The sequence below is a fragment of the Sporacetigenium sp. TC11 genome, assembly GCF_058146105.1.
In genome coordinates this window covers 264,354-291,073 of the sequence record NZ_JBYVNY010000001.1, presented here as the reverse complement: position 1 = coordinate 291,073, position 26,720 = coordinate 264,354, and the positions used below count along the sequence as shown (strand labels likewise).

Below are 26,720 nucleotides of genomic sequence, written 5' to 3'. Positions count from 1 at the left end.
TATGTTTCCTTATATACCTAATACTGATTTAGAGCAAAAAAAGATGCTTGAAATTATCGGAATAAGCACTGTTGAAGAATTGTTTAAGGATATACCTGATAACTTACAGTTGAATAGAAGACTTAATCTTAATGAACCTATGTCAGAACTTGAGGTAAGTAAGGAATTAAAAAATATTTCAGAGAAAAATCTAAGCAATGAAGATTTAGTTTGCTTTCTTGGAGCAGGTGCGTATGACCATTATATTCCTTCGGTTATAAGTCATATTACATCTAGATCAGAATTTTATACTGCATATACTCCTTATCAGCCAGAAATAAGTCAAGGAACTCTTCAAGTAATTTTTGAGTATCAAACAATGATTGCAGAGCTTACAGGCATGGAGGTCTCGAATGCTTCTATGTATGACGGTGCTACAGCTTGCGCTGAGGCTGCTATGATTTCTATGGGAAGCACTAAGAGAAAAAACATAGTGGTTTCTAAAACTGTAAATCCTGACACTAGAAAGGTATTAGAAGCCTACATGAAATTTCATGGAGGGGTAATCAAAGAGGTAGATTTCAAGGATGGAGAAACAGATATAGAAAATTTGAATAAATTAGTAGATAAAAATACTGCTGCAGTTATAGTTCAAAATCCAAACTTTTTTGGAGTAGTAGAAGATTTAAGTGAAGTTGAAAAAATAACTCACTCAAATAAGGCATTGTTAATAATGAGTGTAGATCCAATATCTTTAGGTGTTTTAAAAACCCCTGGAGAAATCGGAGCAGATATTGCTGTAGGTGAAGGGCAATCCCTAGGAAATGCTATGAATTTTGGAGGACCATATTTAGGATTTATGGCATCTACTTCAAAACTTATGAGAAAAATGCCAGGAAGGATTATAGGGCAGACAGAGGATATCGATGGAAAGCGAGCTTTTGCTCTAACTCTTCAAGCAAGAGAACAACATATAAGAAGAGAAAAGGCAACGTCAAATATATGCTCAAATCAGTCATTAAATGCTCTTGCAGCTGCTGTTTATATGTCTGTTATGGGTAAAGAAGGTATTAAAGAAGTAGCTCAGCAATGTATGAAAAAATCTCACTATGCTTACAATGAATTAATAAAATCTGGAAAATGTAAGCCTGTTTTCAATAAACCATTTTTCAAGGAATTTGCAGTAGAATCTATAGTAGATCCAAATATAGTTAATGATGAGCTTTTAAAGGAAGGTATTTTAGGTGGATATTCCTTAGAAAAAGACTATCCTCAATTAAAGAATTCTATTTTATTCTGTGTAACAGAAAAGAGAAATAAAGAAGAAATAGATAACTTAGTTAAGTTGATGGAGGGGATAGTATGAAGGAATATAATAAATTAATATTTGAAGTATCAAAAGAAGGAAGAAAAGCTTATTCACTTCCAAGCTGTGATGTACCTGAATGTAATTTCGAAGAATTAATTCCAGATGAGCTACTTAGAAAAAAGGATTTAGAATTGCCAGAGGTTAGTGAGGTAGATGTTATAAGACATTATACTTTATTATCAAATAAAAACTATGGTTTAGATTCTGGTTTTTATCCACTAGGTTCTTGTACTATGAAATATAACCCTAAGATTAACGAAGATATGGCTTCAAATCCAAATTTTACAGGAGTTCATCCATATCAGCCAGAAAAGACTACTCAAGGCTGCCTTGAACTTATGTATAATTTAGAAAGAAAGCTTGGAGAAATAGTAGGAATGGATGGATTTACATTACAGCCAGCAGCAGGAGCACATGGAGAGCTAACAGGGCTTATGGTTATGAAAGCTTATCATGAAAGCAGAGGAGACTATAATAGAAAAAAAATAATAGTTCCGGATTCTGCACATGGTACTAATCCTGCTAGTGCTGCCGTTGCAGGCTTTAATATTGTAGAAATAAAATCTGATGAAAATGGAGCCGTAGATTTAGAAAACCTAAAGGCTGTTTTAGATGAAGATACAGCAGGGCTTATGCTTACTAATCCAAGCACTCTTGGCTTATTTGAAACTAATATAAGTGAAATAGCAAGTCTTGTTCATGAGGCGGGGGGATTATTATATTATGATGGTGCTAATACTAATGCTATCATGGGTATAACAAGACCAGGCGATATGGGCTTTGATGTTGTTCATCTAAACCTTCACAAGACATTTACTACTCCTCATGGTGGCGGAGGTCCAGGAAGTGGCCCTGTAGGAGTTAAAAAAGAGTTAATACCATATCTTCCAGTACCTATTATCGAAAATGTTGACGATGAGTATATATTGAACTATAATAAGCCTCAATCAATAGGCAAAATAAAAAGCTTCTATGGGAACTTTGGAATATTAGTAAGAGCTTATACCTACATTCTTACTATGGGTGCAGAAGGGCTTAAAAAAGCAAGTGAAACAGCAGTTTTAAATGCTAATTATATGAAGGAAAAACTTAAGGATTATTATGTAGCGTCAGACACCGTATGTAAGCACGAGTTTATTTTAGGGGGATTAAAGGACCGTGGTGATAACGTCACAACATTAGATGTGGCAAAGAGAATTATAGACTATGGATATCATCCGCCTACTATATACTTCCCATTAATAGTAGATAGTGCAATCATGATAGAGCCTACTGAAACTGAGAATATTGAAACTCTTGATGCTTTTGTAGAGGCTATGATAAATATTGCAAAAGAAGCTTTAGAAAGTCCAGAACTACTTAAAAATGCACCACATAATACTTTAGTAAGAAGAGTAGATGATGTGAAAGCTGCGAGAAATCCAGTACTAAAATGGAATAAGTAGTTTTGTATATTAAACATCCTAAAAATCAAATTGAACAGGTTTGATTTTTAGGGTGTTTTTTTATTGTTTTTTAGTCCTATTACTCCAAACGGACCAAGTAAAAAGAGCTTTGTTAAGATTAATGCCATATCCTTTGGGGATTTTTTCATACCGCTTTCAATCCACTGTTGTACTACTCCTAAATGTGCTGAAAGTACGTAAGAAATAAAATATTCTTCTGGGACCAACATATTATCTTTATTAAATGTTTTTATTAGCGTTTTTTCAAATAAATTAGTCTCTATAAATTTTTTGATTTTATTATGAAATATAGGGTCTCCTTTTGGGCCTAAGATAGCCTTCATAAAATTAGAGTTTTCTTTAAAGTATTCAAAAAGCTTTATCATAAAGGGGAGAGGTTCATTTAGGGCATCTATATTTAACAGATTTATTGAATCAATATCTTTTGTCTGTTCTTGAATTTCTTGTATTACTTCATTTTCAACCTTTTCTAATAAATCATACTTATCTGTGTAGTGAAGATAAAATGTTCCCCTGTTTATATCAGCTCTTTTAGTTAAGTCAGTAATGGATATATCGTTAAATCCCTTTTCTTCAATTAACTCTGATAAGGCATTTCTTATCATCTTTTTAGTTCTTATTGTTCTTCTGTCATTAAGTACTTTTGCCATTTTAATTTCCCCATTTTCTATTTATATTTATAAAATTTAATAGACAGTTTCTTTAATAATGTTCAATAATAAACGTTTTAAGTTGTAATGTTTATTGCGTGAAATCATATATTTATTATAATATACATATAAATAATTAATCAACAAAGTGTTTATAAAGTAATTTTTATTTTATATATAATTTTAAAAAATAAATTAAAAACTAGGGAGGAGAGCACAGCATATTTGCTGTGGAATTTATGAACAATTTATTTCACGTTGGCATTGATATTGGGTCTACAACAGTTAAGGTAGTTGTTTTAGACAGTGAAAAAGAGATAATATATAGTAAATATGAAAGGCATTATTCTGACATTAAGAAAAAACTTCAGCAAATACTACAAGATGCATATAAAATTCTAAAGGATGCACGTTTAACTATAATGGTTACTGGTTCTGGTGGAATGAACATTGCAAATAGTATTGGAGCTTCTTTTACACAAGAAGTTGTTGCATCTACAAAAGCAATAAAAACATATTATCCTAAAACTGATGTAGCAATTGAACTTGGAGGAGAAGATGCAAAGATTACTTACTTTAATGATGGAGTAGAGCAAAGGATGAATGGTACTTGTGCAGGGGGTACAGGATCATTTATAGATCAGATGGCATCTTTGCTAAAGGTAGATGCTATTGGGTTAAACGAATTAGCTAAAAATTATAGTGAGATTTATCCTATAGCAGCAAGATGCGGTGTTTTTGCAAAAACCGATGTTCAGCCTCTTTTAAATGAGGGTGTTGCAAAAGAAGATATTGCCGTATCTGTACTTCAGGCTATTGTAATTCAAACTGTTAGTGGATTAGCTTGTGGAAGACCTATTAAGGGAAATGTAGCATTTCTAGGAGGACCATTGTTTTTCCTTTCTGAGCTAAGAAAAAGATTTATTGATATGTTAAAATTGGAAGAACATCAAATTATTTTTCCAGAAAATTCACAGCTTTATGTAGCAATTGGAGCTGCCTTATCTTCTGTAGATGAAAAGTCATTATTATTTAATTCATTAGTAAGTAAAGTTGAAGAGTTTGGAAATACATCTGAGACTGAATCAAATAGATTAGAACCACTTTTTTATAATAATAAAGAATATGAAGAATTTAAATCAAGACATAATAGAAATCTGGTAAAGAAAAGAAAGTTATCAACCTTTGATGGAGAATGCTTTTTAGGGATAGATGCAGGTTCTACTACTACAAAAGCTGCTCTCATTGATAGTGAAGGTTCACTTCTTTATACATATTACGGAAGTAACGAAGGAAGTCCTATTAATTCTACTATTAAGATACTTAAAGAATTATATAATATATTACCATCAAAAGCAAAAATAGTAAACTCAACTGTTACAGGTTATGGAGAAGGATTATTAAAGTCAGCATTAAATGTAGACATTGGTGAAATAGAAACAGTGGCTCACTACAAAGCAGCAGATTTCTTCTGTCCAGGAGTGGATTTTATATTGGACATTGGTGGGCAAGACATGAAATGTCTAAAGATAAAAGATGGAGTTATAGAGAGCATACTTTTAAATGAAGCTTGTTCTGCTGGGTGTGGCTCGTTTTTAGATACTTTTGCAAGTTCACTTAGTATGAGTATAGAAGACTTTGCTTCAAAAGCTCTAGTTTCAGAAAAACCAGTTGATCTTGGTTCAAGATGTACTGTGTTTATGAATTCAAGGGTTAAACAGTCACAAAAGGAAGGAGCAACAGTAGGGGATATTTCTGCAGGATTATCATATTCAGTAATAAAAAATGCACTTTTTAAAGTAATTAAAGTAAAAAATCCTAAAGAATTAGGAGAAAAAATTGTTGTTCAAGGTGGCACATTCTATAATGATGCAGTTCTTAGAAGTTTTGAAATATTATCTGAAAGAGAAGCCATAAGACCAGATATTGCTGGAATAATGGGAGCCTTTGGAGCAGCTTTAATATCAAGAGAAAGATATGAAGAAGGTTATGAAACAAAGTTATTAAATAAAAGTGAGTTAAATGAATTTGATATAAAAACTAATGTTTCAAGGTGTAGATTGTGCTCTAATAACTGCTTACTAACCATAAACAAGTTTGGAAATGGGGAAAGATTTATATCGGGTAATAGATGTGAAAGAGGATCTGGCAAACAAAGGGGACAGCAATCTTTACCAAATCTATTTGAATATAAATATGAAAGAATTTTTAAATACAACCCTTTATCAAGGTTAGAAGCAAAAAGAGGTACAGTAGGTATACCTAGAGTTTTAAATATTTATGAAAATTATCCTTTTTGGTTTACCTTATTTACCGAGTTAGGGTTTAGGGTAGAACTATCTGACAGATCTTCAAGTAGTTTGTATGAAAAGGGAATTGAAACAATACCTTCAGAGTCTGTATGTTACCCTGGAAAACTTGTCCATGGTCATGTTATGGATCTTGTAGACAAAGGAGCAAAATTTATTTTTTATCCTTGTATTTCTCATGAGCAGAAGGAACAAAAAGATGCAGATAATCATTTTAATTGTCCTATAGTTGTTTCATATCCTGAGGTTATAAAAAATAATATGGATGTTTTAAGAGAAAAAAATATTATATATATAAAACCATTTTTGCCTTTTGACAATGAAAAAAAGATGATAAAGAGATTGTATGAAGAGTTAAAGATGTTTAATATTGATGAAAATGAAATTAAACAAAGTGTAGATAAAGCATATAAAGAACAAGAAACTTTTAAGAAAGATATTCAAAAATCTGGAGAGGATACACTTAAGTTTATTAGAGAAAATGGTCTTAAAGGAATAGTCCTCGCTGGAAGACCATATCATATAGATCCACAAATAAACCACGGCATACCAGAGATGATAAATTCACTAGGAATGGTAGTACTAACAGAAGATTCTATATCTCACTTAGGAGAAATTGAAAGACCAATTAGGGTAGTAGATCAATGGGCATACCATTCAAGGCTCTATTCTGCAGCTAGTTTTGTATCAAAGGAAAATGATTTAGAACTAGTGCAATTAAATTCTTTTGGATGTGGTCTAGATGCTGTTACAGCAGATCAAGTACAGGAAATACTAAATGGAAATTCAAAGGTTTATACAACTCTTAAAATAGATGAAGGAAATAATTTAGGGGCAGCAAGAATAAGACTTCGCTCTTTAAAGGCTACAATTTTGGAAAGAGAAAAAAATGGATTTAAACTTAAGAAGGTAGATAATAAATATAAAAAAATACAATTTACGAAAGAAATGAAAAAAAACAATACTATTTTAGCACCAGAAATGTCTCCAATACATTTTCAATTTGTAGAAGAATCATTTAGACAATCCGGATATAATCTAGTAATTCTGCCATCGGTAGATAATAAAGCTACAGATGTAGGGTTGAAATATGTAAATAACGATGCTTGTTATCCTGCAGTAATTGTTATAGGGCAGATTATAGAAGCTCTACAATGTGGCAAATATGATTTGAATAATACATCGGTTATGATAACTCAAACTGGTGGAGGCTGTAGAGCTACAAATTATATAGGATTTTTAAGAAAAGCATTAAAGGATGCTGGGTTTGAAAATGTACCTGTAATATCACTAAATGCCAATGGAATGGAGAAAAACCCAGGTTTTAAGTTTTCTCTGAATTTTTTAAATAGGGTTATGATGGCCTTGATTTATGGTGATTTGCTTATGAATGTATTGTATAGAGTTAGACCATATGAAAAAATTAAAGGGTCTACTAATGCACTATATGAAAAATGGGCTAAAATAGGCAAAGACTCTTTAAAACGTGCTAATAAAAAGGATTTTAAGGAAAATATTAGTGCTATAGTAAAGGAGTTTGATGAGTTAGAAATAACTAATGTGATTAAACCAAAGGTGGGATTAGTAGGAGAAATACTTGTTAAATTTCATCCAACAGCAAACAATAATGTCGTTAATATAGTGGAGGCAGAAGGTGCAGAAGCAGTAATGCCTGGCCTTACAGATTTTTTATTATATTGTGCTTATAATACTGATTATAAATATAAATATTTATCAGGAAGTAAGCGTTCTCAAATTTTAGGGAAAGTTGCTATTAATATTATTGAGATGTATAGAGATACTTATAAAGAAGCATTAAGTAATAGCAATAGATTTCATCCTCCAAAGTCAATAAAAGATATAGCAAAAGGAGCATCTACAGTTGTTGACTTAGGTCATCAAACTGGAGAAGGTTGGTTTTTAACAGGTGAAATGGTTGAACTTATTGAAAGTGGAGCTAAAAATATTATTTGTATGCAGCCATTTGCATGTTTGCCAAATCATGTAACTGGAAAAGGAATGATAAAGGAATTAAAAAGAGTTTATCCTGGAACCAATATAGTAGCTATAGACTATGATCCAGGTGCGAGCGAAGTAAATCAGTTAAATAGAATAAAACTTATGATTTCTACAGCATTTGAAAATATTAAAAATATTGAAACTTGCGAAGAAGATGAGAAATATAATGTTAAATCATATAGTTTTTAAATAAAGTAAATAAAATAGTATGTTTCAAAAAAATTTGAAACATACTATTTTTAATTTAAAGATATTATTAAGGAACAAATTTATTGTTATTTAATAAGTATCCATGGAAGAAATATTCACCAATAGTTACCAAAATTCCAAGAACAACTAAATTAGTTACTGTAGTATCAAATGTAAAACTCATTAAGTCTAAAATGTATGCAAGAACTACAGCAAGAGCACTATCACCTATAGCTGCACCTATATTTCCTAAGCCAGGTAAAACTAAAAGGTCTCCAATTAAATAATTAGCTATTGTTCCTATTACAGCAAATGCTAAAATCCAGCTAAATGGGTTATTATCTAAAAATCCAAAAGCTACCCAACCTATTATTAAAGTCATTAAAAATTTAAATAATAATGACTTTGCCGTATCGCTCATATTACACCTTCCTTATAAATAAATCTATTCAAATATACCATATAGCAATTTTACTAACATATCTTATGTAATATATATATTTGTTATACATTTAAGCTATATATTAAAAGTACAAATGGGGAATATATATAATAATCTACTAATTAAAAAAGGATGAATTATATGAATAAAAATGAAAAATCAAATAGATTGATTAATGAAAAATCTCCATATCTTTTACAGCATGCATATAACCCTGTTGATTGGTATCCTTGGGGTGAAGAAGCATTTGAAAAGGCAAAAAACGAGGATAAGTCTATATTTTTAAGTATAGGATATAGCACATGTCATTGGTGTCACGTTATGGAGAGAGAATCATTTGAGGATGAAGAAGTTGCAGAAATACTTAATAAACACTTTGTATCCATAAAAGTGGATAGAGAAGAAAGACCTGATATAGACACTATTTATATGACATTTTGTACATTATATACTGGGTCTGGTGGTTGGCCTTTGACTATAATAATGACTCCTGATAAAAAACCATTTTTTGCAGGAACATACATACCTAAATACAATAAATATGGAAGGACAGGAATTATAAATCTTCTTAAAAATATAGAAGAGTCATGGGTAGATAAAAGGCAAGATTTATTAGAATTTAGTGAAAAATTTAAAACTAAAGTAACTAATTATATAGAATTTGATAAATCTAGTGAATTAAAAGATGAGATTATAGAAAAAGCAGTTGATGATTTGAAATATAGCTTTAATAGCAAGTACGGTGGATTTGGAGAAGTTCCTAAATTTCCAACACCTCATAATCTGAATTTTTTAACTAAATATGCATATATTAAAAACGATAATGAAGCTTTAAATATAGTAAATTACACACTTGAATCTATGTATAAAGGTGGAATATTTGACCATATAGGATATGGATTTTCTAGATACTCTACAGATGAAAAATGGCTAGCACCCCATTTTGAAAAAATGTTATATGACAATGCTCTTTTAGCACTTGCATATAGTGAAAATTATTCACTTACAAAAAATGAAATTTATAAAGAAGTAGTAGATAAAATATTTACTTATATATTAAGGGTTATGACATCTCCTGAAGGTGGATTTTATTCAGGGGAAGATGCTGACAGTGAAGGAGTAGAAGGGAAGTTTTATGTATGGACTCCTAATGAAATAAAAGAAGTTTTAGGAGAGAAAGAAGGAGAAGAATTTAATAAAAGATACGATATTACAGAAAGTGGGAATTTTGAAGGAAAGAATATACCAAATCTTATAAACAATAACCTAGATATATCTAGAGAAGAAAAATTAAAATGTAATAACTATATAGATAAATTATTTAAAGTTAGAGAAAGTAGAATTCATCCCCACAAAGATGATAAAATACTTACTTCTTGGAATGGCCTTATGATAGCTGCCTTTACTTATGGTGGAAGGGTTTTGAAAAATAAAGAATATATAAATTCAGCAAAAAAATCAGCAGACTTTATTATTAACACTATGATAGATAAAAGTGGAAGATTGTATAGTAGATATAGAGATGGTGATATAGCTAATAAAGGATTCTTAGAAGATTATACATTTTTTGTATATGGACTTATAGAAATATATCAATCTACATTTGATACAAAGTATTTATCAAAGGCATATGAACTTACAAAAGATATGATAAAATATTTTTATGATAAAGAAAATGGCGGATTTTATATATACGGAGAAGACAGCGAACAATTAATTATGAGACCAAAAGAAGTATATGATGGAGCAATGCCTAGTGGGAATTCTGTAGCCATATATAATTTATTAAGACTTGCACAACTAACTGATGATTTAACTTTTATAGACTATGCTGATAAATCATTTAAAACATTCGGCAACGAAATAGATAGATTTCCTAGAGGATATACTATGTTTCTAAGTTCTTACTTATACAATGTATCTTCTAAAGTAGATGTGAAAATAGTTGGAAGCTTGGAAGAAAGCAAAGAAATAATAGATATGTTAAATAAAAAATATCACCCATTTTTAAATATAATATTGGCTGATGATGGGGAAATAAGAAAATTAAATAAGAGTGTTAAGGATTTATCTAAGATAGAGAATAAACCAACAGCTTATATATGTAAAAATTTTAATTGTCTTCCTCCTATAACTGATATACAACAAATTATAAATACAATATATAGTTAGTTTGAATGATAAATAAATTGTTTAAGGTTAGAGGCCTAAGTCTCTGACCTTTTGTTTTTATTGAAATAATTACATAGTAGATGTTATTATTAATTGAAGGAGATGATGATATGTTTGAAAATAAAAGTGTCAAAGAAATAAATGAAATGATATTAAATATTGAAGAAGATGAGTATTTGAGATATATAGAAGTATTAAAAAACGACAATAGAAAGTCAGTTCAAAATATAGCTATGAAACTTGCAAAAAAATTAGATGCTATGAGAAAAGAAGAACAACGATTAGAATTAATTAGATATTTTGAAAAAGAAGGGCACGAGAAGGGTTATTTATATATAGGAGGTATAGATGAAGCTGGCAGAGGTCCACTTGCAGGACCAGTTGTTGCAGCCGTTGTTGTATTTGATAAATACACTAAAATAGAAGGCATAAATGATTCAAAAAAACTTAGTGAGAAAAAAAGAGATGAATTATTTGAGATAATAAAAGAAAAAGCTCTAGATTATGGAATAGGTATAGTGAATAATGAAGAAATAGATGAGTATAATATACTAAATGCAACTTATATGGCTATGAAAAAGGCTTTAAATTGTCTTAAAAAATCTCCTGATTATTTACTTATAGATGCAGCAACAATACCTAATGTACACATACCACAAAATCCTATAATAAAAGGTGATTCTAAATCAATTAGTATAGCAGCAGCAAGTATATTAGCAAAGGTTACAAGGGATAGTATAATGTATGAATATGATAAAATATATCCCGAATATGGATTTGCAAAGCATAAGGGATATGGAACAGCAGATCACTACAAAGCTATAGAGGAAAATGGTATAACTCCTATACATAGAAAAAGTTTCTTAAAAAATATTTTATAAAGCAAAAAAGGTAGCTACATATAGCTACCTTTTTTATGTATAAATATATATTTAAATAGGAATAATTCAAATTGTAAGATTTATTACAAAGGAGAATATATATGAATAATAGACAAATAGGGGCTATAGGTGAAGATATAGCTAGAAATTATTTAATTGAAAATGGATTTATTATACTAGAACAAAATTATAGAAATAAAATAGGAGAAATAGATTTAATAGCAAAAAAAGAAGATAAAATAGTATTTGTAGAAGTAAAATCTAGAAATAATTTAAATTATGGATATCCATCAGAAGCAGTAAATATGAAAAAACAATTTAAAATACTAAATACGTCTAAAGTATATATATTAGCTAATAAGTTAAATAACAGTAAATTAAGATATGATGTAATAGAGGTCTACTTAAGAGACAATAACATAAATCATATAGAAAATGCATTTTGGAGTAATTAAGGAGGAATAAATGCTAAGTATAATAAAAAGTAGTGGAATAGTAGGAATAGATGGATTTATTATAGATACAGAAGTTGATATATCAAATGGTATACCTACATTTAATATAGTAGGACTTCCTGATGCATCAATAAGAGAATCTAAAGAAAGAGTAAAATCTGCCATATTAAATAGTGGGTTTAATTTTCCAAACTCTAGAATAATAGTTAATTTATCTCCAGCTGATATAAAAAAGGAAGGATCTTATTTTGATTTAGCAATAGCAATAGGTATATTGAAAAATACTACATTAATAGATGATACATTTATAAATGAAAGTTTATTTATAGGAGAGCTATCATTAGATGGTAAATTAAAAAAGGTAAAAGGAGTACTTCCTATTATAATAAATGCTAAAAATAGTAGTATAAAAAGAGTATTTTTACCATCTGAAAATGCAAAAGAAGCTTCATATATAAAAGGAATAGAGATATATCCATTAAACAATCTAAAAGAGTGTATAGAACATCTAAGTGAAAATATAAGTATATCTTCATATATAAATGATAACAACAATATAATCATAGATAACTATAAAGACGATTTTTCAGATGTTAAAGGAAATTATTTTGTTAAAAGAGGGGCTGAAATATCTGCAGCTGGGAACCACAATATTATAATGATCGGTCCACCTGGTTCTGGAAAAACAATGATTGCAAAAAGAGTAGTATCTATACTTCCAGATCTAGAAGAAGATGAAATAATAGAGGTAAGTAAGATATACAGCGCATCAGGGCTTATAGATGGAAATATAGGCATAATGAAGCAAAGGCCATTTAGATCTCCTCATCATACTACAACAAAGACTTCTCTTATTGGTGGTGGAGCAGATGCTAAGCCGGGAGAAGTTGTACTAGCTCATAGAGGAGTTCTTTTTTTAGATGAGATTGCTGAATTTAATAGAAATATACTTGAAACGCTTCGCCAACCTATAGAGGATAGATATATAAATATATCAAGGCTTAGAATGAATTTAAGGTATCCTTGTAGCGTTTTATTTATAGCATCTATGAATCCGTGCCCCTGTGGCTTCTATTTGTCTGATAAAGAATGTAAATGTAGAACACATGAGATAAATAGATATCTAAATAAGATATCTGGACCTCTTTTAGATAGGTTTGACATATTTACAGAAGTAAATCCTGTAAGCTTTGATGAGTTTGAATCTAAGAATAATACTGAAGCTTCAGTTGATATAAAAAAAAGAGTAAAAAGTGCACGTGAGATACAAATGAAAAGATTTGAAAAAGATGATATATATACAAATAGTGAAATAAAAGCATCTCAAATAGAAAAATATTGTATAATGACTAATGAAGCTAAAGACTTTGTAAAAAGTGCATTTAATAAATATAACTTTAGCTCTAGAAGCTATTATAAACTTCTAAAAACATCTAGAACAATAGCAGATTTAGAAAATAGCGATTATATAGATATAAATCATATATCAGAGGCGTTGTCATTTAGAAAAGCATATTATAACTATTTTGGTAAATAATAAAAATTCGTTCTTTTTAATAAAAGAGCGAATTTTTTTTATTTATGTAAATAGGATATAATAAGGGGGGATGAAAATGGAAAAAGTTATAATGATAACTAATGACCTTGATGTTAGAAGTGGACCTGGAACTAATTACGATATAATAAAAACTATTTCAAAACACTCTAAATGGTATGTCAAAGATCATACGGATGGATGGATAAAGTTAGGATCAAGAGAATGGATATGTGCCGAAGATACAAAAATATCTGCTATATTAAAAACTGTTATAACTACAGCCAAACTTTTAAATGTTAGAAAAGAAGGCACTCATAAAGCTCATATAGGTAAAGTATTAAAACAAAATTCTATAGTAGATGTATTAGAAGTAGATAATGGGTGGTACAAAATAGGAAATAATGAATGGATATGTGGTTACTATACTAAAATTTTTACTTCACACTGTGCTGTAAGTACTACACCTTATTCTTGGTATTATATAGAGCAATATAATAATAAAGAACCGGAGATAAAAACACCAATAGACGTAGATAATTACAATTTATATTATGTTGGGAATACCTACGATAAAGTTACATACTTAACTTTTGATTTAACTAATGAAGAAGGATACACAGATGTAATATTAGATACTTTAAAGGCAAATGATGCTAAAGCTACTTTTTTTGCAACTGGATTATATATAAATGAAAACCCAGATATGATAAAGAAAATATTAAAAGAAGGACATATAATTGGAAGTTATTCAAAATCATATAAACCACTTACAGACATGATGAGTGACTTGCTAGAATTTTACGAAGAACTTACAGAAGTTGAGGAAGGTTTTCAAAAACTGACTAATAAAAAGCTAAGTAAAATAATAAGACCTCCTTATGGTATGTATAGTGAAAAAATGTTGTGTTTAATAAAACAAATGGGATATAAAATAATCTTTTGGAGCTTGGCATATAAACATGATAATGTAGATAAAATAAAATCTTCAATTCATAATGGAGCTATAATAAGATTAAATACAGTATGTAATAAAAATGTATTGCAGAATATTATAGATATTATAAAAGAAAAGGGATATAAACTGGATATTTTGGATATATAAAAAATAGAGGTTAAGGCCTCTATTTTTTTCTTGTTTTAAAAAAGGTTTTGAATATTCTCAATGGTAATGTATAATCTAACTTAAAACAGGTATATAATTAATTTGAAAACTAATTAAGGAGAAATAATAATGAAAAAAGACGATATATACTTGTTGTTATGGTCTATAAATGGAGTTGGAAGCAAAACAATAAATAAAATAGAAGAACATGTTGGAAATATAGAATATTTTTTAGATATTTCAGAGAAAGATATATATGAGATAAAAAATATAAATTTAAATACTAAGAAAAATATAGTAAAATATAAAAGTTGTCATTATTTAGAAGAAATAAAAGAAAAACTAAATAAAAGTAATATTAACTATATGACAATAGATAATGAAAGTTATCCAATTAAGTTAAAGAACATTCATAATCCTCCACATGTGTTGTTTTATAAAGGCAATATAGATATACTTAATGATATGTCTATAGCAGTGGTAGGATCTAGAAAACCAACTCCATATGGAGTATGGGCTTCTAAAAATTTAAGTGAGCAGTTATCTAATGCAAATATAAATGTAGTTAGTGGGCTTGCATTAGGAGTAGATTATTACTCTCATGTAGGTTGTATAAAAGGAAAAGCAAAGACGATAGCAGTACTTGGGTCTAGTGTTGATAAACCTTATCCAAAGCAAAATGAACATTTAGCTAAGTATATATTAGATGATGGTGGACTTATAATATCGGAATATAATTTAGATACTCAGGTGACACCTAGTAACTTTCCTATGAGAAATAGAATAATAAGTGGCATTAGCGATGGGGTATTAGTTATTGAAGCAGGAGAAAAAAGTGGATCGCTTATAACTGTAGATTTTGCTCTAGAACAAGGTAAAAATGTATTTGCTCTTCCTGGAAACATAAATTCTGCAATGAGCAAAGGCTGCCATAAAATAATAAAAGAAGGAGCAAAGTTAATAGATAATGTAGAAGATATAATTAATGAATACAATTTGTTTTACAATTCAAAACTAGCAAAGAAAAAAATCGAAAATATTGGTCTGTCATCAGAAGAAACAATTATATTCGATACATTAACTCAATATGGAAACGTTCACATAGATCAAATTTGTGATTATACAAACTTAAATATAAAAAATGTATGTGGAATTTTGAATATTCTAGAAATTAAAGGTATAGTTACAGAATTTAAAAATAAAATATATAGTATTAACTTGCAATAACAATTTGGATAAATTAGTGGGGGTGCAGTTTTAATGGCGAAAAATCTAGTCATCGTTGAGTCGCCTGCTAAAGCTAAGACAATAGAGAAATTTCTTGGAAAAAATCACTATACAGTAAAAGCTTCAGTAGGACATATAAGAGACTTACCTAAAAGTAAACTAGGTGTTGATATAGAAAATAATTTTGAACCTCAATATATAAATATAAGAGGCAAAGGTGATGTTATAAAAGAACTTAAAAAAGAAGCAAAAAAGGCTAAGAAAGTATATTTAGCAACTGACCCTGATAGAGAAGGAGAAGCTATATCTTGGCATTTAGCACATATATTAGCTTTAGACAAAACTCAAGAATGTAGAATAGAATTTAATGAGATAACAAAAGATGCTATAAAAAAGGCTATAAAAAGTCCAAGATCTATAGACCAAGACTTAGTAGATGCTCAACAAGCTAGAAGGGTTTTGGATAGACTATTAGGATATCAAATTAGCCCTATACTTTGGCAAAAGATAAGAAAAGGACTTAGTGCGGGAAGGGTACAATCAGTTACAACAAAGTTAATATGTGATAGAGAAAAAGAAATAAAAGAGTTTGTTCCACAAGAATATTGGACAATAAATCTTATAGCTAAAAACGAAAAAAATAAAAAAATAGAGTTTAAATTTTATGGAACAAATGATAAAAAAATGGAGTTAGAAAATGAAGAACAAGTAAGTGGAATAATAAACCATATAAAAGATAAAAATATAATTATAGATAATATAGAATCTAAGAACAGAAAAAAATCTCCTCCACAGCCCTTTAAGACTAGTATGTTACAACAAGAAGCTGCTAATAAATTAGGTTTCACAACAAAGAAAACTATGAAGATAGCACAAGAATTATATGAAGGTATAGATATAAAAGGAGAAGGCAGCGTCGGGGTTATATCTTATATAAGAACGGATTCACAAAGGATATCAGATGAGGCTACAGAAAAAGTAAGAGATTATATATTAACTGAAATCGGTGATAATTATTACAAAAAACAGGACGAAAAAAAATCTAAATCATCTAATAAAAAAATACAAGATGCTCATGAGGCAATAAGACCTACATCTGTAGATAGAACCCCTGATTCTATAAAGGATTCACTTACAAAAGATCAATATAAGTTATATAACCTTATATGGAGAAGATTTGTAGCTAGCCAAATGGAGGATGCTGTATTTGATGTATTAAATGTATCTTGCCTAATAGGGGATTATTTATTTAAGGCTACAGGGTCAAAACTTAAATTCGATGGATATATGAAAATATATAACATAACAGATAGAGAAGATAAAATACTTCCGAATATAGATAAAGAAAGTATTTTAACAATTGAAGATATTTTGCCAGACCAACATTTCACTCAACCTCCAGCTAGGTATACAGAAGCTAGTTTGGTTAAAACATTAGAAGAATTAGGAATAGGTAGACCTAGTACTTATGCTCCAACTATAGGTACAGTTCTCGCAAGAGAATATGTAATTAAAGAAGGAAGCAGTCTATCTCCAACTGAACTTGGGACAATAGTTACTGACATACTAGAAAATAACTTCCAAGAGCTTGTAGATGTAGATTTTACTGCTCAAATGGAAAACATGCTAGATGATGTAGAAGAAGGAAAAACTCAATGGAAAGAAGTTATATCAGAAGTTTATGAACCTGTAAAAGAGAAAATAGAAGTAGCTTTGAAAACAATAGAAAAAATAGATATAGAAGAAGAAACTGATGAAGTTTGTGAAAATTGTGGCTCTCCAATGGTTATAAAGTACGGAAGATTTGGAAAGTTTATGGCGTGTAAAAACTATCCAGAATGTAAAAATACAAAACCATTAGTAAATAAAACCGGTATAACATGTCCTAAATGTGAAACTGGAGAAATAATACTTAGAAAGTCAAAAAAAGGTAGAGTATTTTATGGATGTTCTAACTACCCTCAATGTGACTTCATATCTTGGGATAAACCAAGTGGAGATATATGTACTGAATGTAGTTCATATATGATAGAAAAGAAAAATAAAAGCGAAACTAAAATAGTTTGCTCAAACAAAGAATGTAAAAATGAAAAAAAAGTCGAAAAAAGCTAAAAATTGTTTAAATTTTATTGATTTACTATTGAATATTCTTCGAAATTGTGATAATATTTCAAATGTATTCAAATGTATAGACAAATATAAAAACTTTACTTGATTATGTAATGAAGATTTCATATAAATTTTATTAGGAGATGATTAACGGTGGCAAGCCAGATACTAGAGAGAACAAGAACGATAAATAAAGCACTACAGGCTATTGGAGGTACTAATGTATCTTTTGATCAGCTGTCAAATGTGTTAGGAGACGTATTAAATTCTAACATATATATATTAAGTTCTAAAGGTAAGGTATTAGGACTTTATTTATTCCATGAAAAAAGCAGTGCACTTGTAGCAGATCCAGAAACTCATGAAAAGAAGTTTCCATTAGAATACACAGCAAATGCCATGAAATTAAATGAAACTCTAGATAATTTAACAGGAGACGAATTATTAAAAGTTTTCCCAAATGATATATCAGGATATGATAAGTATACTACTGTAATACCTATATTAGGTAGTGGACAAAGATTAGGTACAGTGGTATTAGCTAGATTTGATGAAAAATTTAGTGATGAAGATTTAGTATTAGCAGAATACAGTGCTACAATTGTAGGTCTTGAAATATTAAGAGCTAAAGGTGAAGAATTAGAAGATGAAATGAGAAAGAAAGCTGTTGTACAAATGGCAATAGGTACATTATCTTATTCAGAACTTGAGGCTGTAGAGCATATATTTGAAGAGTTAAACGGAAAAGAAGGATTATTAGTTGCAAGTAAAATAGCAGATAGAGTAGGTATAACAAGATCAGTTATAGTGAATGCATTAAGAAAATTTGAAAGTGCAGGAGTTATAGAGTCAAGATCATTAGGAATGAAAGGAACTCACATAAGGGTATTAAATGATAAACTAATGGATGAGTTAAAAAAATTAAAAAATAACAGATAGTTAATTAAGAGGTATCTATATAAGAATTATAGATACCTCTTAAATTTTAGGAAATGATAATTTCCAACTGATAAACTTGAGCAAACGACCATCTTCTCAAGGTGGTTGGCGACATGAGCAAAGCGAATTTTTTGTTTGGAGGGGATTTTATGCCGTTGGCTGATAAAATAAGACCGAATAATATAGATGAAGTAATAGGCCAATCTCATATACTAGGACCTAATAAAATATTAACGAGAATTATAAAAGCAAATCATATAAGCAATATGATATTTTTTGGTCCTCCTGGAATAGGAAAAACAACAATAGCTACTATTATAGCAAAAATTAGTAATAAAAAATTTTATGAGATAAATGCTACAAATTCATCTTTAGAAGACATAAAAAAAATAATATCTAAACTTGATTCTATAGAAAATTTAAATGGAACACTTCTATATATAGATGAAATTCAAAGCTTTAATAAAAAACAGCAACAGTCAATATTGGAATTTATGGAAAATGGAAAGATAACATTAATAGCAAGTACAACTGAAAATCCTTACCACTATATATATAAAGCTATTTTAAGTAGATCTTTAGTTTTTGAATTTAAACCACTACAAAAAACAGATATAATTAAAGGATTAAGCCGTGCAGTTGATATAGTAAGAAAAGATAGTTATATAAATATTAAGTATAATGACAAAGCACTTGAAAATATTTCCGATTCTTGTGATGGTGATATGAGAAGGGCACTTAATATATTAGAACTAGCTATATATTCTACAAGGCCTGATATTAATAATATTGTACATATAAATGAAGAAGTTATAAAAGACTGTACACTAAATAAAACCTTAAATTATGATAAACAAGGAGAAAGCCATTATGACATACTAAGTGCTTTTCAAAAGTCAATAAGGGGTAGTGACCCAGATGCATCTATTCATTATTTAGCAAGACTTGTTAAAAGCGAAGACTTAGTAAGCATATGTAGAAGAATTTTGGTTATAGCATGTGAAGATATTGGGCTTGCATATCCAAATGCTATAACTATAGTAAAATCATGTGTAGATAGTGCTATGCAATTGGGTTTTCCAGAAGCTAGAATACCCCTTTCTCAAGCTACTATACTTTTGGCTACGTCTCCAAAGTCAAATTCAGCATGTTTAGCTATAACTAAAGCATTAGATGATTTAGAAAATAATTATATTTCAGATATACCTACACATCTTAAAGATAATCATTATTCTGGTGCTAATAACTTAAAAAGAGGAATTACATATAAATATCCTCATAATTATAAAAACAATTATATAAATCAACAATATATGCCTGACAGTATAAAAGATGAAATATACTATAACCCAGGGGATAATAAGATGGAACAAAATATAAAAAAATATATTGAATTTTTAAAAGAAACGTAAAAGGTCCTAGATTTAGGGCCTTTTTATATTTCTTTTAAAAAATTTATAGAATTTATGCTTAGGCTAGTACATAAAATTTATAAATATACTTTTAAGCACTCAAGGGGGATTTCTAATGATAATTAAATTAGATCAAAGCTATCATGAAAGATTAATGGAATATATAAAAAAAGAACCAGAAATAAATCTGTTTATAATAGGAGATATTGAAAATTATGGATACGATAATTATTTTCTTACTGTATGGGGTGAGGTCGATAGAAGAGGAAATATTATAGGTGTACTTTTAAAATATTTTAATCATATTATATTTTATTCAAGAGATAAATACGATTTAAAAGGTTTTTATAATATAATAAAAGAATTAGAATTTGATGAAATAAGCGGAGAAAAAAGTATAATTGAGCCGTTTAAAAATATGTTTAAATTTAAAAAAACTAGGGATGCATTTTTTTGTAAAATGGATAGTGATAAAAATTTAAAGGGTTTCGAAGAAAATAAAAATATAAAAAAAATAAAATTTAATAACCTAAATAAAATATCAAAACTATATAGTGATATTGATGAATTTGATAATATGAGTATTGAAGCAATAAAGACAGGTCTAAAAAGTGGAAGAGGATATTGCATAGAGCAGGATGGAAAAATAATTGCTATGGCTAAAAGTACAGCAGAAAATAGCTGTTCTGCAATGATAGTGGGAGTAGGGACTCATCCAGAATATAGAAATAAAGGGTATGCAACATCTTGTATGGCTGTTTTATGTAGAGAACTCCTAAATGAAAATAAAACACTTTGCCTATTTTATGATAATCCAAAAGCAGGAAGGATATATAAGAAGCTAGGATTTAAAGATATTGGAATATGGAGAATGTATAGTTTATAGGTCGCAAAAGCGACCTATTTTTATTGACAAAAATATACACATATGTGAAAATTTAAACATAAGATAAAACCAGTAAACTATAAGGGAGAGATATTATAGTGTATCGTATAGGAATAGACGTAGGTGGTACAGGAATAAAAGCTGGAATAGTGGATTATAACGGAAATATAATTGCAAAAGGTGAATACAAGACAAATATTGAAAGTGGATTTGATAATATAGTAAATGATATAGCAAATTTGGTAAAAAAAATAGTTGTAGAAAATGGACTTATTATGAAAGATATAAAATCTGTTGGTCTTGGAATACCAGGAACTATAAATAAAAAAGGAGAGGCAACTTGTGTAAATATTAATTGGAATAATGTTCCTCTTATAAATAAGTTAAAAGAACTTCTACCTAACATACAAGTATATGCGCAAAATGATGCAACAGTTGCTGCACTTGCTGAAACTAAGTATGGAAGCATGAAGGGTACTAATATAGGGATAATGCTAACATTGGGAACAGGAGTAGGTGGAGGAATAGTAATAAATGAAAAAGTATTTTCTGGAGCACACGGTATAGCCTCGGAGTTTGGACATATGATAATAGGAGAAAATTTCTATAATTGTAATTGTGGAAATAATGGTTGTTTTGAAACCTTTTGTTCTGCCACGGCTATAATAAAATATGCACAAAAACTTATAAATGAAGGAAGAAAAAGTATAATATTAGAAAAAGCTAATAATAATATAAACTGTATAGATGCGAAAATTGTATTTGATTCTTATAGAGAAAATGATGAAGTGGCAATTGAGATTATAAACAGATTTAAAAATTACTTAGCTATAGGTATATCAAATTTAGTTCATTCATTTGATCCAGAAGTTATATCCCTAGGAGGAGGAGTATCTAGGGCACATGATATAATATTAGATGGATTAGAAGAACTAGTAAAAAAACATATAATATTTGAAGATGTTGAAATATCAGACATAGTAATAGCTCAGTTTGGGAATGATGCAGGTATAATAGGGTCTTCAGTGTTAAGCTAAAAACAGAATAAAATATAATTTTTGAAGTTTGACAAAAAACGTTTTTAATTGTTAATTTTAATGTTGACAATTTTGGTAGGTTATACTATACTTTATTTTGTAAAGCATACTAAACCGGTCGAGATTTAACAAATTAAGTGAAGAAGGTGGTCAAATGAGGCTATCAACCAAAGGAAGATACGGCCTTAAAGCAATATTTGAACTAGCTCTAAATGAAAGTAGTGGACCAGTTCCGCTTAAACATATAGCACAAAAACGAAATATATCAGAGCAGTACTTAGAACAAATATTTGCATCTTTAAGAAAAGCAGGATTAGTAAAAAGTATAAGAGGTGCCCAAGGGGGTTATTTATTAGGAAGAACTCCTGATAAAATAACTGTTGGAGACATAATAGTTGTACTGGAAGGACCTGTTGCACCATCAGAATGTGTACTTGATTCTGAAAACTGTTCAAACTCAGAAGAATGTGTAACTAAAGTAGTATGGGAAAAAATAAAAACTAGTATTGAAGAAGTTATAAACTCTATAACTTTGCAAGATATGATAGATGATCACATGAAAAATCAAAATAAAGACAACTTCAATTATATGATATAAACAAATATAATAGACAAGGGGATGAATTTAATGGAACAAAAAAGATTATATATGGATTATTCTGCAACAACTCCTATGAAAAAAGAAGTATTAGATGTTATGATGCCCTATTTAACAGAAACTTTTGGAAACCCATCAAGTTTTCATTCATTTGGTAGAGATGCAAAAAATGCAATAGATAAAGGTAGAGAACAAGTAGCAAATCTTATAAATGCAGATCAATCAGAGATAATATTTACAGCTGGTGGTACAGAGTCGGATAACTGGGCTATAAAAGGTGTAGCTTTTGCTCATAAAGATAAAGGAAATCATATAATAACAACTACAATAGAACATCATGCTGTACTTCATACTTGTGATTACTTAGAAAAGTATCATGGATTTGAAATAACATATTTAGATGTTGATTCAAAAGGAATGATAGACCTAAAGCAATTAGAAGAAGCTATAACTGATAAAACTATATTAATAACTATAATGTTTGCTAATAATGAAATAGGTACTATACAACCTATAAAGGAAATAGGAGAAATAGCTAAAAAGCATAATATAATATTCCATACAGATGCTGTTCAAGCTGCAGGAAGTGTAAATATAGATGTTAAAGAATTAAATATAGATTTAATGAGTATGTCATCTCACAAGATATATGGTCCTAAAGGTATAGGTGCTATGTATATAAGAAAAGGAACAAAGCTTCAACAATTCGTACATGGTGGTTCTCAAGAAAGAAAGAGAAGAGCAGGAACAGAAAATGTAGCAGCTATAGTTGGATATGGAAAGGCTGCAGAAATAGCTAAAGAACATATGGACGAACATATAGAAAGATTAACTAAGCTTAGAACTAAGTTAATGAATGGAATACTTGAAAAAATACCTTATACAAGAATTAATGGTAGTTTAGAATCTAGATTACCTGGAAATGCAAATTTCGCATTTGAATTTATAGAAGGTGAAGGCATACTATTAATGCTAGATATGTTAGGTATTGCAGCATCAAGTGGATCTGCATGTACATCTGGATCATTAGACCCATCACACGTATTAATGGCAATAGGTTTACCTCATGAAATAGCTCATGGATCACTAAGACTTTCAATTGGTGATTTTACAACAGAAGAAGATATAGATTTTATAATAGAAAATCTTCCTCCTATAATAGAAAGATTAAGAAGTATGTCACCATTATATGAAAAAGCAACTAAAGAAAATAAATAGTAAGGGGTGCTAATTATGCAATACAGTCAAAAAGTTATGGACCATTTTATGAACCCTAGAAATGTAGGGGAAATAGAAAATGCAAGTGGTATAGGTGAAGTAGGAAATGCTAAATGCGGTGATATAATGAGAGTTTATTTACAAATAGAAGACAATATTATATCTGATGTTAAATTCAAAACATTCGGATGTGGTTCAGCTATAGCAACTTCAAGTATGGCAACTGAAATGATAAAAGGAAAGACTATAGAAGAAGCTTTAAGATTAACTAATAAAGCTGTTGCTGATGCACTTGATGGTCTTCCACCAGTTAAAATGCACTGTTCAGTTCTTGCAGAACAAGCTGTTAAAGCTGCATTAATAGATTATGCTAAAAATCACAATGTAAATATAGAAGGATTAGAAGATGTAGTTATAGATGATGATCACGATCATCACCATGATCTTGAAGAAGAAGAATAGATTTATTACCCGGGGGAAATCCCGGGTTTTGTTTTTGGAGGTGTGAGTTATGAAAAAAAGAGTTATGATAGGAATGAGCGGTGGAGTTGATAGTTCTGTAGCAGCTTATTTATTAAAAGAACAAGGATATGACGTTATTGGTGTAACTATGAAACTGTGGGAAGACGATGACGACGACCTTATAGAAAACGAAGGTGGATGTTGTTCCCTTGCAGCTGCAGAAGATGCAAGAAGAGTTGCAGAAAAAATAGGCATACCATTTTACGTTTTGAATTTTAGAGAGCAATTCAAAGATAAGGTAATAAGCAATTTTATAGATGAATATTTAAAAGGAAGAACTCCAAATCCATGTATAGCATGTAATAAATATATAAAGTTTGATGAGTTTTTCAAAAAGGCACGTCAAATAGGATGCGATTATGTTGCTACAGGACATTATGCAAAAGTAGAATATGATGAAAGTATAGATAGATATTCACTTAAAAAATCTGTAACTATAGCTAAAGATCAAACTTATGCTTTATATAATTTAAATCAAGAGCAGTTAAAACATACAATACTTCCACTTGGATATTATAATAAGGATCAGACAAGGGAAATAGCTAGAAAAATAGGAATAATAGTTGCTGATAAGCCTGACAGTCAAGAAATATGCTTTGTTAAAGATAACGATTATGCAAATTATGTTAGAAGAAATACAGATAAAAAAATAGAAGAAGGCTATTTTGTAGATACTAAAGGCAATATACTTGGAAAACACAAAGGTATAGTAAATTATACCATAGGTCAACGAAAAGGACTTGGAATAACATTTGGAAAGCCTATGTTTGTAGTAGATATAAACTCAGCAAAAAATACTGTTGTACTAGGTGACCATGAAGAAGTATTTAGTAGTGAACTTATAGCTAAAGATGTGAATTTTATACCTTTTGATGAAATAAATGAGCCTATAAAGGTTCAAGCTAAGGTAAGATATTCAGCAAAAGTATCAAATGCTACAGTTTATAAAGAAGATAAAGACAAAATAAGAGTTGTATTTGACGAACCTCAAAGAGCTATAACTCCAGGACAATCTGTAGTTATGTATCAAGATGATATTGTAGTAGGTGGAGGAATAATAGAAAAAAGTTTGTAAAATATGAAAATTTTATGCAGTATATATAAGTTAGTCCTACAGATAATAATATTAATATCTTGAGAGGAGGGCAACTTATGCGCAAAATGATTACAAGTGCAGTAATTGGCGCTGCTACATATGGTTTTTTAATGTCAGCAGCAAATACTAAAGTAAATAATAAGAAAAAAATGTTTTCAAGAGGATCAAAAAGAAGAAGACCTATTATATAAAAAGGAGTGGCAAATTGCCACTCCTTTTTATATAATAGGTTTGTTTTTCAAGGTTGTTGGCGACATTAGTAAAGCAAATTTTATACTGCTCTTGTACCTATTTGGTTTATACATACTTCTTTTATGCCAAAGCAATTTATAAATAATAACTTTTCCTTTTCAAATATTCTAGTTGATATCTTAAAAAATGGAAATAATGTAAAAACAGTAATATTATTGTTTTTAATTTTAAAGTTATTTTTAACTTTAGTTATTTCTTTGTATATACTAAAATCTATTAAAGTAGCTAAAAGTTCGTAAAAGATATAAATAAGAACCATATAAATATTATATTTTTTTGTAGCTATTATATCAGTCAACAAAAATATGTAGGTTGTACATAAAGTTAATAATGGAATTGTAATTTTCATTCTATTATTTTTACTATTAAAAGATATGAACCCATAAAAAAGTATTCTAGATAATGCACTACATAAAATAAGACTTATAAAAACACCCATTATGTCACCTCCAGTATTAAAATCTTTTATACCAATCTAATTATACACTTATTTTAAAAAAAATAAAATAAATCGAGTGATTTACAGGTATAGTATTGATTAATTGTGCAAAATCTAGTAATATAACTAATATAAAATTACAATTTTTGAGAAAAATGCTATGAAAAGGAATAGTAAATTATCTGATATCTTACAGAGAGAAGACTCATGGCTGAAAAGTCTTTAGAATAGGGTATTTGAAGCAGCCTTAGAGCAGCAACTTTGAAATTAGTAGAAGTTGCCGGTAGTTCCGTTATAACGAAGGTTTTGTACCAGAGATACTGCATTTTGCAGTAAGTAGGGTGGTACCGCGAGATACAAACTCGCCCCTATATTATATAGAGGTGAGTTTTTTTGTTTTTGTTAAAAAGATAAT

The 26,720-nt window shown here is 29.3% G+C and carries 22 protein-coding genes and 1 other annotated feature; of the genes, 19 read left to right on the top strand and 3 right to left on the bottom strand.

Annotated features, from left to right (window positions below; genetic code table 11):
- Position 1: 1 nt before the first annotated feature.
- Both gcvPA and gcvPB read left to right on the top strand, forming a co-directional pair.
- Positions 2-1,345: an aminomethyl-transferring glycine dehydrogenase subunit GcvPA gene (gene gcvPA, locus ACUSRV_RS01390; RefSeq protein WP_490140118.1), complete on the top strand. Its 1,344-nt coding sequence runs from the start codon at positions 2-4 to the stop codon at positions 1,343-1,345.
- The gene (gene gcvPB / locus ACUSRV_RS01385; RefSeq protein ID WP_490140117.1) at positions 1,342-2,793 is read left to right on the top strand and encodes an aminomethyl-transferring glycine dehydrogenase subunit GcvPB; all 1,452 of its coding nucleotides are present in this window, start codon (positions 1,342-1,344) and stop codon (positions 2,791-2,793) included. The genes gcvPA and gcvPB overlap by 4 nt, the downstream gene beginning before the upstream one ends.
- 47 nt (positions 2,794-2,840) lie before the next feature.
- Here the strand turns inward: gcvPB and ACUSRV_RS01380 are convergent, their stop codons facing one another.
- Entirely contained in the window at positions 2,841-3,464 is a 624-nt protein-coding gene (locus ACUSRV_RS01380; RefSeq protein ID WP_490140116.1) for a TetR/AcrR family transcriptional regulator, read from the bottom strand.
- A 239-nt stretch (positions 3,465-3,703) separates the two neighbouring features.
- On the opposite strand from ACUSRV_RS01380, the gene ACUSRV_RS01375 reads away from it, so the two are divergent.
- A complete protein-coding gene (locus ACUSRV_RS01375; protein ID WP_490140115.1) occupies positions 3,704-7,981 on the top strand; it encodes an acyl-CoA dehydratase activase-related protein in 4,278 nt (1,425 codons plus the stop codon).
- Positions 7,982-8,048: 67 nt separating this feature from the next.
- Here ACUSRV_RS01375 and ACUSRV_RS01370 read toward each other — a convergent pair whose 3' ends face one another.
- Positions 8,049-8,402 carry a DUF2512 family protein gene (locus tag ACUSRV_RS01370; RefSeq protein ID WP_490140114.1) on the bottom strand — a complete coding sequence of 118 codons (354 nt, stop codon included), beginning with the start codon at positions 8,400-8,402 and terminating at the stop codon, positions 8,049-8,051.
- Between the two features lie 162 nt (positions 8,403-8,564).
- Between ACUSRV_RS01370 and ACUSRV_RS01365 the strand changes: the two genes are divergently transcribed.
- The 16 genes from ACUSRV_RS01365 to ACUSRV_RS01290 all read left to right on the top strand — a co-directional run bounded on the left by ACUSRV_RS01365 (position 8,565) and on the right by ACUSRV_RS01290 (position 25,805).
- A complete protein-coding gene (locus ACUSRV_RS01365; protein ID WP_490140113.1) occupies positions 8,565-10,595 on the top strand; it encodes a thioredoxin domain-containing protein in 2,031 nt (676 codons plus the stop codon).
- Between the two features lie 110 nt (positions 10,596-10,705).
- Entirely contained in the window at positions 10,706-11,476 is a 771-nt protein-coding gene (rnhB, locus tag ACUSRV_RS01360) for a ribonuclease HII (protein WP_490140112.1), read from the top strand.
- A 101-nt stretch (positions 11,477-11,577) separates the two neighbouring features.
- Positions 11,578-11,931, top strand: a complete 354-nt coding sequence (locus ACUSRV_RS01355) for a YraN family protein (RefSeq protein ID WP_490140111.1) — start codon at positions 11,578-11,580, stop codon at positions 11,929-11,931.
- Between the two features lie 10 nt (positions 11,932-11,941).
- On the top strand, positions 11,942-13,468 hold the full coding sequence (locus ACUSRV_RS01350; protein WP_490140110.1) for a YifB family Mg chelatase-like AAA ATPase: 1,527 nt from the start codon (positions 11,942-11,944) through the stop codon (positions 13,466-13,468).
- Positions 13,469-13,544: 76 nt separating this feature from the next.
- Positions 13,545-14,570, top strand: a complete 1,026-nt coding sequence (locus ACUSRV_RS01345) for a polysaccharide deacetylase family protein (RefSeq protein ID WP_490140109.1) — start codon at positions 13,545-13,547, stop codon at positions 14,568-14,570.
- A 129-nt stretch (positions 14,571-14,699) separates the two neighbouring features.
- Positions 14,700-15,797 carry a DNA-processing protein DprA gene (gene dprA, locus ACUSRV_RS01340; RefSeq protein WP_490140108.1) on the top strand — a complete coding sequence of 366 codons (1,098 nt, stop codon included), beginning with the start codon at positions 14,700-14,702 and terminating at the stop codon, positions 15,795-15,797.
- A gap of 33 nt (positions 15,798-15,830) precedes the next feature.
- Entirely contained in the window at positions 15,831-17,909 is a 2,079-nt protein-coding gene (gene topA / locus ACUSRV_RS01335) for a type I DNA topoisomerase (protein WP_490140107.1), read from the top strand.
- 150 nt (positions 17,910-18,059) lie between these two features.
- Positions 18,060-18,845 (top strand): GTP-sensing pleiotropic transcriptional regulator CodY, encoded by a 786-nt coding sequence (codY, locus tag ACUSRV_RS01330; protein ID WP_490140106.1) that lies wholly within the window; start codon positions 18,060-18,062, stop codon positions 18,843-18,845.
- Positions 18,846-18,994: 149 nt separating this feature from the next.
- A complete protein-coding gene (locus tag ACUSRV_RS01325) occupies positions 18,995-20,257 on the top strand; it encodes a replication-associated recombination protein A (protein ID WP_490140415.1) in 1,263 nt (420 codons plus the stop codon).
- Between the two features lie 115 nt (positions 20,258-20,372).
- Positions 20,373-21,143, top strand: coding sequence for a GNAT family N-acetyltransferase (locus ACUSRV_RS01320; protein WP_490140105.1), 771 nt, complete (start codon positions 20,373-20,375; stop codon positions 21,141-21,143).
- 98 nt (positions 21,144-21,241) lie between these two features.
- A complete protein-coding gene (locus ACUSRV_RS01315) occupies positions 21,242-22,180 on the top strand; it encodes an ROK family protein (protein WP_490140104.1) in 939 nt (312 codons plus the stop codon).
- Between the two features lie 154 nt (positions 22,181-22,334).
- The gene (locus tag ACUSRV_RS01310; protein WP_490140103.1) at positions 22,335-22,778 is read left to right on the top strand and encodes an RrF2 family transcriptional regulator; all 444 of its coding nucleotides are present in this window, start codon (positions 22,335-22,337) and stop codon (positions 22,776-22,778) included.
- A gap of 30 nt (positions 22,779-22,808) precedes the next feature.
- Positions 22,809-23,996: a cysteine desulfurase NifS gene (gene nifS / locus ACUSRV_RS01305; RefSeq protein ID WP_490140102.1), complete on the top strand. Its 1,188-nt coding sequence runs from the start codon at positions 22,809-22,811 to the stop codon at positions 23,994-23,996.
- A gap of 15 nt (positions 23,997-24,011) precedes the next feature.
- Positions 24,012-24,458, top strand: coding sequence for a Fe-S cluster assembly scaffold protein NifU (gene nifU, locus ACUSRV_RS01300; RefSeq protein ID WP_490140101.1), 447 nt, complete (start codon positions 24,012-24,014; stop codon positions 24,456-24,458).
- Positions 24,459-24,507: 49 nt separating this feature from the next.
- The gene (gene mnmA / locus ACUSRV_RS01295; RefSeq protein WP_490140100.1) at positions 24,508-25,593 is read left to right on the top strand and encodes a tRNA 2-thiouridine(34) synthase MnmA; all 1,086 of its coding nucleotides are present in this window, start codon (positions 24,508-24,510) and stop codon (positions 25,591-25,593) included.
- A gap of 77 nt (positions 25,594-25,670) precedes the next feature.
- The gene (locus tag ACUSRV_RS01290; protein ID WP_490140099.1) at positions 25,671-25,805 is read left to right on the top strand and encodes a hypothetical protein; all 135 of its coding nucleotides are present in this window, start codon (positions 25,671-25,673) and stop codon (positions 25,803-25,805) included.
- An 80-nt stretch (positions 25,806-25,885) separates the two neighbouring features.
- Here the strand turns inward: ACUSRV_RS01290 and ACUSRV_RS01285 are convergent, their stop codons facing one another.
- On the bottom strand, positions 25,886-26,305 hold the full coding sequence (locus tag ACUSRV_RS01285) for a hypothetical protein (RefSeq protein WP_490140098.1): 420 nt from the start codon (positions 26,303-26,305) through the stop codon (positions 25,886-25,888).
- 151 nt (positions 26,306-26,456) lie between these two features.
- Positions 26,457-26,678, top strand: a binding site (T-box leader).
- Positions 26,679-26,720 lie beyond the last annotated feature (42 nt).